The organism is Cohnella baijiui, from assembly GCF_020731285.1.
Classification (GTDB): domain Bacteria; phylum Bacillota; class Bacilli; order Paenibacillales; family Paenibacillaceae; genus Cohnella.
The window spans coordinates 93,978-104,231 of the sequence record NZ_JAJFOW010000022.1; the positions used below are offsets into that span (position 1 = coordinate 93,978).

Below are 10,254 nucleotides of genomic sequence, written 5' to 3' on the forward strand. Positions count from 1 at the left end.
CCTCTTCACGATTTTCGAGCCTCCAGCATGCGGACGATGGACGACGCGGCTTCCGCGCGGGTGGACATCGCCAGCGGCGCGAATTTGCCGCCCGGGGAATCTCCCGTTTTGACGATGCCGGTCTCCTCGGCTTTGGCAACGGCGGGCTTCGCCCATTTCGGAATGTCCGCATCGTCGGAGAAGCCGGTCTGCGGCGCATCTTCCGTTGCGAGGCCGGAGGCGCGAATGACCATCGAAATCATTTCCGCATGGGAAATGTTCGCATTGGGCCGGAACGTGCCGTCCTCATACCCATGGATGATGCCAAGCTTAACCGCCTGCTGTACTGCCTTTACCGCCCAGGCCCCGATTTGATCCTTATCCTTGAACGCGAGCGGCGCTCCTTCCTCTCCGGGCTTCAAGCTTCTGACAAGCATACTTGCAAATTCCGCGCGGGTAACGTTCCCGTCGGGCCGGAATGTGTCGTCCGGATAACCGAATACGATGCCGAGCGATACCGCTTTGGCGATTTCCGCTTCCCGCTTGTGTCCCGCAATGTCCTTCAGCTTCGCCGCATCGGTTTGAGGAGCGGGAGGATTGCCGCTCGTTGCGGCGGTCACGGTTACGTCGCAAGTGGCGATAAAGCCTCCATCTACGGTCGTAGCCGTTATTTTCGCCGTGCCCGGTGCGATGCCCGTCACTTTTCCCATGCCGTCCACTGTCGCCACCGCACTGTCGCTGCTGTTCCACCGGATCCGTTTGTCCACCGCTTCCTCGGGGACAACCGCTGCCGTTATCGTTTCGCTGTCTCCCGCCCGAAGGCTGGTCGTCTTCTTATTCAAACTTACGGTGCTTGCCCCGACGGTGCCGAGAGCGACCAAGGAAGTCGATAACGACTTGTAGACCGTGCCGTCGCTCCCGACGACAGGAGCGAAAACTCCAACGCCTCCGGCGGCATATTGCCACTTTACGGTTCCATCCGGAAGGACCGCATAGAAAACGTCGTTGTCGCTTCCGGCGTAGATCGTGCCATCCCGTCCGATCGCCGGCGTCTGATGTACCCTGCTTCCGGGATTGAACTTCCATTTTTCGTTTCCATCGGCATCGAAACCAAGCACCCCGTCAAGGCTTCCGATATAAACCGTACCGTCCGCTGCTACGGCCGGGGTGGCGTACACATGGCGATCGCGGCTCCACTTCTTCGAATGGTCCGGATTAACGGCAAAAAGAACGGCTCCCGAATCTTTTGAATATGATTCGACGTAGATCGTCCCGTCGGCTCCGATCACGGGATGTTCATAAATAGGATTGGATGTCGAAAAAGTCCATTTCACGCCGCCGTTCGGCTTGAAGGCATATAGAAGTCCATTCGTCGTTCCGGCATAAATCGTCCCGTCCCCTCCGACGGAAGGAGGACCGATCGTGACGCCTTCGGCGTGATAGTTCCACTTTTGCGATCCGTCCGGCTGGAGCGCATACAGATTCCCGCTGTCCGCGCCTCCTGCATAGATCGTGCCGTCGGCCCCGATGGCCGGGCTGAGATCCGGGATCCAAATATTTTTTAAAGTTCCCATGGGGAATTCCCATAGCTTTTCCCCGTCCGGATCGATGGCGCAAACGTATACATACGCTTTTAATTTGGTCGCATCCAACTTGATGACGCCCACGTAGAGCGTTCCGTCAGCACCCGGAGCGGGCGTGCCGCTCGCGAATCCTCCCAGATCCGTTTCCCATCTTTTACCGCCATCCGGAAGAAACGCAAAAACCTTGTTGCCTCCGCCCAAGTAGATGGTTCCGTCTTTGCCGATGACCGGGGAAGTAGTCGGGCTTTCTATAGGGGACTTCCACCGGACCTGCGCGGTCGGATTGCCGAGTACGATAGGAATGTCTTTGATCAAGAGATCGTTGACATTAAGGTTCTGATCTATCTTCAATTTGGGCGCTTCGGCCGCCGCGGCAGGGAAGGGGAACAGTACCGAAACCGAGATCAGGGATGACATAAGCACGATCCCGAATTTTTGTCTGGATGATGACATCGCGTACCCTCCTTCGGAACGATTCTATAGCAGCGCGTGGCGGTTTGCCGGAATGCCCCCGGCGGTGGCGGCCGCTAGGCGTTTCGTCTCTTCCTCGCTGAACGGAGCGGGTTCAATTTCGTTCAGCTTCCGTGCGGTCCGAAGCCTGTGGAAGAAGTCCCGGAGAGCATCGTTCGGATATTCTTCCGTTCTCATCGTCGCAATCACGAGCAGTCGGGAACCGGCATCGCTGCGAAGAAGATAGGAGATCAGCTGCAGCGTTCCTTCATCGCTCCATTGAATGTCGTCCAGCACAAGCAGCAGCGGATCCCGGACCGACAGCATCCGTTCGATCGCTTCGTACCACCGGTTCACCTGCCAACTTTCGCGAAGGGGACTCGGCTTCGGCAAATCCGGAAATCGTTCCATCAATTCCGGAAGCAATCGGGATAATTCCGACTTCGCTTCCATACAGAGCGAGGGCATCGGAACGCTTCGGAGCCAGGTGGTGACCGGCGTGTACGACATCGAACTGACCGATGCGCAGCAACCTGCATACGCGGTCTGAATCCCTTGCCTGTTTGCCCATTCACTAAAATCCAAAGCAAGTCTCGTTTTGCCGATCCCCGCCTCTCCCTTTAGAAGCAGCAAGGCGGAACGGCCGGCTGACGCTTGCTTCCAGGCTTCCAGCATGCGCCCCCATTCGCCGAGTCTTCCGATCAAAGGCGTGTTGTCAAGCGGGTTCGCCGGGAGGTCGTCGTCGGACCGCGTAAGCCGCTCCAAAAGTCGCTCGGTTTCCGCCGAAGGGGCAATGCCGAGCTCGGAATCGAGCACATCTCGCAGTTGCAAATACGTTTGCATAACGCCCGCGCGATCGCGATTCAACGCATGCAGCCGCATAATCGTTCGGTATGTTTCTTCACGCAGCGGATTTCGGATCAACAGCTTGTTAGCGGCCAATAGGGCCGATGCGTACTCTCTCCTGCTCTCCCATCTCGCGATAAGCCTTTCGAGCACGTTCATCATCGTTTGATCCAGCAGCTCCCGCTTCATGCCGACCCATTCCTCATAAAATCCGGGCAGAAGTTCGCCCCGATACAATTGATCCGCACGGCGCAATTCGTCCAAGGTTTGCCCTTGCGCCATCCGTTCGAACTCGGCCACATCCGAATAAACCGGCACCTCCGGATTCCACTGGATGGAAGCCGACGTAATGCTGAAGTATCGGTCGATAGGCGGAAAAGCTTCCCGAATGTCGTGCAGCAGCTTCCGTAAATTCGATAATGCTTGCTTCTCGGAGGAATCCGGCCAGAAATCAAACGCCAGCTGCTTCCTGCTTCTCGGCATGTCATACGGAAGCACCAAATAAGCCAGCAGCAGGCGGGCTTTTCCGCCGCGAATGGTCGAGGTTACATCTTCACCGGCAAGGGAGATTTTCAAGCTGCCCAGCATTTGAAACTCGCCATGCACCAAACCGAGCCACTCCCATCAAAAATCGGGTTTATGCCAATCTAGTTCTGTTTTGCAATCGGATATCGTCATATCCGGGGCTATCTATTTTCGCGCTTCCAGCATGCGGACGATGGACGACGCGGCTTCCGCGCGGGTGGACATTGCTAGCGGCGCGAATTTATCGCCCGGGAAATCCCCCGTTTTGACGATGCCGGTCTCCTCGGCTTTGGAAACGGCGGACTTCGCCCATTTCGGAATGTCCGCATCGTCGGAAAAGCCGGTCTGCGGCGCATCTTCCGTTGCGAGGCCGGAGGCGCGAATGACCATCGAAATCATTTCCGCATGGGTAATGTTCGCATTGGGCCGGAACGTGCCGTCCTCATACCCATGGATGATGCCAAGCTTTACCGCCTGCTGAACTGCCATTACCGCCCAGGCCCCGATTTGATTTTTATCCTTGAAGGCGAGCGGCGCTCCTTCCTCTCCGGGCTTCAAGCTTCTGACAAGCATGCTTGCAAATTCCGCACGGGTAACGTTCCCGTCGGGCCGGAATGTGTCGTCCGGATAACCGAATACGATGCCAAGCGATACCGCTTTGGCGATTTCCGCTTCCCGCTTGTGCCCCGCAATGTCCTTCAGGTTCGCCGCATCCGATGGCGAAGCGGGGGGTGGGGTTGCCGCGGCTGGGGGATCGTTTACCGGCGCAGGAGGAGGGGCGTCCTTGGCGGCGGTTACCGTCACGACGCATGATTTGTAGTATCCTCCATCCTCCGATGTCGCCGTAATCGTAGCCGTGCCTGGGCCAATGCCCGTCACTTTGCCTGCAGCGTCTACTTGGGCTATGCGATCGTCACCGCTCGACCATAGGATGTCGTGATAGGAAGCGTTGTTGGGCGCAACCGTCGCCTGCAGCGTCTCGCTCCCCCCCGTTTCCAATTGGAGTACGGTTTTGTTCAGGTTGACGCCGTTCACGGCTACCATGCCGATGGCATATAATTTGCGGTCGCCGGAACCGATATAGAGCGTGCCGTCCGGGCCGACCGCCGATGCGGCGACGATCTGGCCATTGGTTTTGAACGTCCATTTTTTCGTGCCGTCCGGTTTAATCGCATAGAGCTTCCAATCGGCCGAACCCACGTAAATGGTGCCGTCCGCGCCGATGGCAGGCGTGGCTACCATAATGCCGTCCGTATCGAATTTCCACTTCTTCGTTCCGTCGGGCTTGATGGCATATATGCCTGAGCCGCCCGATCCCACATAGATGGTGCCGTCCGCGCCGATGGCAGGCGAGGAATAAACATTGCCTCCATACAGCTTTTTATCCAATGGAAATTCCCATTTTACCGTGCCGTCCGGCTTGACCGCATACATTCTCTCGGCGCCGGAAGCGATATAGACGGTGCCGTCCGCGCCGATCGCCGGCGTGGATTTCACTTCATTGATTGTCGTCAATTCCCATTTCTTCGTCCCGTTCGGTTTGATCGCATAGAGCTTCTTGTCGCGTGAACCGACGTAGATGTTGCCGTTCGAATCGAGAGCGGGATTGACACTCATTCCGCCTCCGGTTTCGAACGCCCATCTCTTCGTGCCGTCCGCCTTGAGCGCGTAGAGCTTCCCATCCTCGCATGCGAAATAGACGGTTCCGTCCGCCCCAATGACCGGTTCGGAATAGATGACGCCTCCCGCATCGAACGCCCACTTCAGCTTTCCGTCGGGATAAATCGCATATAGCTTGGCGCCGGAGCCGACAAACACGGTGCCGTCTGCGCCGACCGTCGGCGAAGCATACACTTTATCTTTCGTTTCGAAATCCCACTTCTTTTTCCCCTTGTGATCGACCGCATAGAGCTTCCCGTCCGTCGATCCGACATACACCGTGCCGTCCGCGCCGATGGCAGGCGAAGACCAGCTGAGCTCTCCGCCGGCTTCGAACGCCCACCGCTCCACACCGTTTGAACTTGGCAAATACAGGTTTGTGTTCAGGATCGGGTTCGCCTCAACCCTGAAGTCCGGATTCAATTGAAGATCAAGTGCCTTGGCGGAGGGAAGCGGTGCGAGACAGACCGCCAGCAAGGCCAAACAGAAACCGGCAAAAAGCGATTTCTTATCGTTCATAGGGAAGTCCCCGTTTTCGTCTGGATGTAGGCATCGCAATGCCCTCCTTTCTTAACGATTGTAAAGCGGCGAGCGCTTCAAAAGCGTTTCTTCGCATCCCGCCCATTTATTGAAACGCTTTTGAAGCGCTTATCCTGCTATGCTCGTTCTCGATGGATTGATCATGAACTGTGGAGGAAGATAATTGATGAAGAAGACACGCGTGATTCTGTTGCTCGTCATCACCGCCCTTTTCTCGCTTTCGACCGGAGCGTTCGCCGCCAGCAATCTCACCGAGATCAAAGCTTACCTGAACTCGGGGATCAAATACCGTCTGGATGGCAAAGCCTGGCGCCCGCTCGACGACAACGGCAAGGAAGTGCAAGCGATCTCGTATAACGGAACGACGTACTTGCCTCTTCGCGCCATAGCCAAAGCCTTTGACATTCCGATTACATGGGATGCCGCCACGCAAACCGTCGGGCTTCGCGAGAGCGCCAACCTCACGTTGTATTCCAAAGAGGTCAAAGTGGACAATTGGAGCGAAAAGTTCTACGATGTGGCCGACAAAAAGCAACTCGTATTCGGAGATCGCCAGTTTAACGGAGCTTACGCCTTTTCCGCGGAAAATGTGGGGCTGGGTTGGTATGAGGGCTCGCCCAACTTAAAAATCAACTTCGGCAAAAAATACAATACGTTGCATCTGATTCTGTACTCCCCCTCGTCGATGAAGATCCGGGTGATGAACGGCAGCAATCAGCAGTTGAACGAGGAAATCACTCTCGAGGCCGATAAGGTAACGGAACTGGATGTAAACCTGCAGGGCAGCCAATATGCCGTCGTATCGGCATACGACGCCGATAATCAGGCGGAAAAACCGCTTCTGTATGTGTTGAAGGACAGTTACGCGACGTCGGCGGCCATGCCGGCTTCGACGGGAACGTCCGGCGGGTCCTCGACGCTGTAAGCTTCTCTCTAATGGAATCGAAACGGCCTCCATCCGGTGATTACCGGACGGAGGCCGTATCTTTTTACGCCGGAGTCCGCTGCTCGGCTGTAGCCCAAGCGAAGGCGCGACAGTGTTCTTGACATATCCGAAAACCAAACTTCACTTTTTTGCTATACTGTGACTTATTTTTGTTATTATGAACTGTGACAAGATGTTAATCGCTTGGAAGGTCATAAATTTGTACACATAAGGAGATGAACATGATGGCAAAAAACAAATTACTAAGAATGGACAATGTTGGCATCGTTGTAGAATCCCTTGATGACGCAATTTCTTTTTTCGAGGAGATTGGCTTGAAGCTCGAAGGGCGAGCTACTGTCGAAGGCGAATGGGCTGGTCGCGTAACCGGGCTGGGTTCACAGCGTGTAGAGATTGCTATGATGGTTACCCCAGATGGCCACAGCCGACTTGAACTTTCGCGATTTCTCACCCCGCCTACTATTTCAGATCACCGAACTGCTCCTGTAAATGCCCTCGGTTATCTACGCGTCATGTTCACCGTTGAAGACATTGACGAAATGGTATCCAGACTCACGAAGCATGGTGCTCAGCTCGTTGGCGAAGTGGTTCAGTACGAGGACTCGTATCGGCTCTGCTACATTCGTGGAAATGAAGGACTTCTAATCGGTTTGGCGGAACAACTCGGTAATAAGTAAGTGACATTTAGAAAATCGTCGGGACCATTCCCCCGTCCATGCGGATGGGGGACCCTTTAAAGGCGGATGCGTAAGGACTGCAAACAAACGCAGCCAGTCTGCCGATTTCGCTTGGCTTGATAAATCGCTGGATTTCCGATTGAGGCAGATTTGCGGCCATGAATTGTTTCTCTTTTTCGGCAAACGTCAGCTCTTCATTCGAGTAGATCTGTTCGATGATTTGCTGCACGTTTTCGGAGAGGGTCGGTCCCGGCAGGATCGTATTGACGGTCACTTCAGCGCCTGCGGTTAACTTCGACAAGCTTTTGGACAACGACAGCAGCATGGATTTGGTCATGCCGTACTGCGGCATTTGTCCGGAGGGCATAACCGCTTCTTCGCTCGCGATAAAGAGAATGCGGCCAATCCCATGCCCCAACATTTTCGGCAAGTAATATTTGGACAATCCGTTTGCTGCAAGCACGTTCGTACGGAAGTATCTCTCCCAAACGGCATCGTCGACGTCCTCGTAGCGCATGATCTCATAGATGCCCATGTTGTTCACCAAAATATCGACATCCGGGAATTTGGCGAACAAAGCTTCTCTCTGATGCGGATCCGCGATATCGGCCGCAGCGTTTTGAGGATGGGTAGCCGGGAATTGGGATCTGATCTCTTCTACCGTGCGTTCTGCCTCTTCCTCGTTCCGGCCATTGATGAGAACATGAGCGCCTTCTCTGGCCAGTTCGATGGCGATTGCTTTGCCTATGCCTTTGGTCGAACCGGTAACGAGAGCCGTTTTATCTTGTAATCCCATATCCATTTTGTCATTTCTCCTTGCATCTAGGATAGGGACTATCTTACCTCGTTTAGGTTCATCGGTAACTAGCCTCTTGCGTCAATGATCTTGCACAACCCGCCAAATGATCGAACGCATGTTATCCGGGTATTCGCATATGCTCGGAACGCCAATTTGCAGGCGTAACGCCTTCCCAAAGGCGGAACGCGCGATAGAATGAATTCTGGTCCTCATATCCGACGAGAAAGGCGACTTCTTTGATCTCTAGCGAGGGGTCCGCCAAGTACGACAAAGCCTGCTCGTGTCTCGTTTGCGCCAGCAGATGCTTGAAGCTTGCGCCTTCGTCCGCTAGTCTGCGCTGCAAGGTGCGGTCGCTCATCCCCATTTCGCTTGCGACAGCCTGAATGTCGGGACGGCCCCTGGTTAAGCTGCGCAAAAGCATCTCCGCAACCTTCTCACTGATGGTGCGGTAACGCGGCTGCTCGTTCAACGATCGGTCCAGAACGGGCGTCAGCATCTCGAGCAGCTCGGCGTTGTACGACGCAAAGGGACGATCCAAATCCTCTCGGTGAAGCGTCAGCCGATTTTGATCGGCGCCGGTCCGAACCCGACAGCCGAAATAAGCTTCCAGGACTTGCACGTCGCCCATGGAATCGGAGAATTCGACAATCTGGGCCGTCAGCGGCCGACCGGTTCCGCGGCGCCCAAGCTCCAGCAGATAGGCCAGCGTGATGCCGACGAGCACCGGCGGTCCAGACTGCTCGTCATCCAACCATTCCAATTCGATGGTACATCGATCGGCTTCTTCGCGAATTCGCAAGCTTTCGGGAGGGCACATGGGCTTGTACCGCGCCATTCGATTCAGCGCGTCCCGATAGTCGCGGGCGTGAAATGTCGATAAAGCGGCCGGCGGGTAATGGGCCGTCTCGTAGGCGTTTGCAAGCTTGACGGCTGCTGTTGCCGTATCGCCGATGAGATGCGCATAAGCCTGCCAGATCGCGAAATATTGGGCGGTCGTGACGGCGGATTCCTGAATGATGGTTAGCGGCAGCCGCGCTTGGCGAGCTACGTCGTGGACGTCTATCCCCAAATGGCGTAAGCTTGCCCAGAATCCTTGCGCGATCTTGATCCCGTCAATAACAGGAGAAATCAAAGACGCCCACCTCCTTCCGTTATTTCCCCTGTTCCTTCAATCGGGAAATCCAATAGGATACATCCAATTGCAAATGGTCCACGGGTTCCGTGGACCATTGATCATTCTAATTATAACGTAACCTTCGGGCAGCGTCATCTGTTGTGCGGGGTTCACCCCTTGCCAGGTTCCGCCAAACGAGGTCAATCAAATGGTCGTGTGATGGACTGCAGCGGTCTCCGGCTATGGTTGGCGGTACGGTCCGCCCAAGATGTGTACGTGTTCGATTGAAGCTTCCTCTTTGTTATGCTACATTTGAATGAATACACGGTGTGAAGCACATGCCGCTTCCTTACGCTCGTTCATCCGAACGGGGCGTACGGGGGCGGTTTTTATTTTTCATTTCTATCGGATCGGATGTGAAAGGAATGAGCAGGTTTGACGAAGTTTATGAACGATGGATGGAGCAGCAGGTTGCAGAAGAGAAAAACCCCAGGAGGCGGGAAATGCTGCAAAAAGGGCTCAGTCGCGGATCGATCGATTTTTTGCGCTTGATCTGGTTTCCTGCCGTAGGCAGTCTGGAGCACTTGTATCCGGAATACGAGATCAGAGACTTTAATAATCGATATCGCTACCTTGACCTTGCGTACATGCCCGGGAATGTCAAAGGATGCATCGAAATTCAGGATTACCGCAGCCACGCTAGAGATATTGAGGTCAGTCGTTTCAAAGACTTGTGCATGAAGCAGTCCTTGCTGGCGATGGATGACTGGATTTTTCTTCCCATCGCTTACTTATCCATCCGGGATGACCCGGGGGTGTGCAAGCAGCTCGTGCTCTCCTTCGTCGGTAAGTTCTTAGCCGGCGCTGTCCCTCCCGGACTCAACTGGGCGGAAGCCGAAACCTTGCGCTTTGCGCACAGACTGCTACGTCCCTTTACGCCGGCTGAGCTGTCGGGTCATTTGCTGCTTTCGGAGCATCGTACGAGAGCAATTCTTCACGGCTTGATCGAAAAGAAATTGCTCGAAGTCGCAAGCGGAAAACTGCGATATCGCTCTTACCGGCTCGCGAGTATAAAGGAATAGGGTGATTGGGGTGATTGGGGTGATTGGGGTGATTGGGGTGATTGGGGTGATTGG

General features: G+C 55.0%; 8 protein-coding genes. 3 read left to right on the forward strand and 5 right to left on the reverse strand.

The genetic code is table 11. The features are described from left to right. Positions 1-5: 5 nt before the first annotated feature. From LKX83_RS19380 to LKX83_RS19390, 3 genes are all read right to left on the reverse strand, one after another. Positions 6-2,015, reverse strand: coding sequence for an S-layer homology domain-containing protein (locus LKX83_RS19380; RefSeq protein ID WP_227883975.1), 2,010 nt, complete (start codon positions 2,013-2,015; stop codon positions 6-8). A gap of 24 nt (positions 2,016-2,039) precedes the next feature. Continuing rightward, a complete protein-coding gene (locus LKX83_RS19385) occupies positions 2,040-3,464 on the reverse strand; it encodes an AAA family ATPase (protein ID WP_227883976.1) in 1,425 nt (474 codons plus the stop codon). Between the two features lie 84 nt (positions 3,465-3,548). Beyond that, complete coding sequence (locus tag LKX83_RS19390) at positions 3,549-5,561, reverse strand: S-layer homology domain-containing protein (protein ID WP_227883978.1); 2,013 nt, start codon at positions 5,559-5,561, stop codon at positions 3,549-3,551. A gap of 187 nt (positions 5,562-5,748) precedes the next feature. Here LKX83_RS19390 and LKX83_RS19395 point away from each other — a divergent pair, with 187 nt between their 5' ends. Together LKX83_RS19395 and LKX83_RS19400 are read left to right on the forward strand one after the other, a co-directional pair. Beyond that, positions 5,749-6,507, forward strand: coding sequence for a stalk domain-containing protein (locus LKX83_RS19395; protein ID WP_227883980.1), 759 nt, complete (start codon positions 5,749-5,751; stop codon positions 6,505-6,507). Between the two features lie 245 nt (positions 6,508-6,752). After that, entirely contained in the window at positions 6,753-7,205 is a 453-nt protein-coding gene (locus LKX83_RS19400) for a VOC family protein (RefSeq protein ID WP_227883982.1), read from the forward strand. A gap of 7 nt (positions 7,206-7,212) precedes the next feature. Here LKX83_RS19400 and LKX83_RS19405 read toward each other — a convergent pair whose 3' ends face one another. Both LKX83_RS19405 and LKX83_RS19410 read right to left on the reverse strand, forming a co-directional pair. After that, complete coding sequence (locus LKX83_RS19405; RefSeq protein ID WP_227883984.1) at positions 7,213-8,007, reverse strand: SDR family NAD(P)-dependent oxidoreductase; 795 nt, start codon at positions 8,005-8,007, stop codon at positions 7,213-7,215. A 115-nt stretch (positions 8,008-8,122) separates the two neighbouring features. Continuing rightward, the gene (locus LKX83_RS19410) at positions 8,123-9,133 is read right to left on the reverse strand and encodes a helix-turn-helix transcriptional regulator (RefSeq protein ID WP_370639102.1); all 1,011 of its coding nucleotides are present in this window, start codon (positions 9,131-9,133) and stop codon (positions 8,123-8,125) included. A gap of 410 nt (positions 9,134-9,543) precedes the next feature. On the opposite strand from LKX83_RS19410, the gene LKX83_RS19415 reads away from it, so the two are divergent. Beyond that, positions 9,544-10,200 carry a transcriptional regulator gene (locus tag LKX83_RS19415; RefSeq protein ID WP_227883996.1) on the forward strand — a complete coding sequence of 219 codons (657 nt, stop codon included), beginning with the start codon at positions 9,544-9,546 and terminating at the stop codon, positions 10,198-10,200. Positions 10,201-10,254: the final 54 nt, after the last annotated feature.

Excerpts from the sequence above, each read along its gene's own strand:
- LKX83_RS19415 (WP_227883996.1), top strand. The coding sequence starts at position 9,544 with ATGAGCAGGTTTGACGAAGTTTATGAACGATGGATGGAGCAGCAGGTT.
- LKX83_RS19380 (WP_227883975.1), bottom strand. The coding sequence starts at position 2,015 with ATGTCATCATCCAGACAAAAATTCGGGATCGTGCTTATGTCATCCCTG.
- LKX83_RS19395 (WP_227883980.1), top strand. The coding sequence starts at position 5,749 with ATGAAGAAGACACGCGTGATTCTGTTGCTCGTCATCACCGCCCTTTTC.
- LKX83_RS19405 (WP_227883984.1), bottom strand. The coding sequence starts at position 8,007 with ATGGATATGGGATTACAAGATAAAACGGCTCTCGTTACCGGTTCGACC.
- LKX83_RS19400 (WP_227883982.1), top strand. The coding sequence starts at position 6,753 with ATGGCAAAAAACAAATTACTAAGAATGGACAATGTTGGCATCGTTGTA.
- LKX83_RS19390 (WP_227883978.1), bottom strand. The coding sequence starts at position 5,561 with ATGAACGATAAGAAATCGCTTTTTGCCGGTTTCTGTTTGGCCTTGCTG.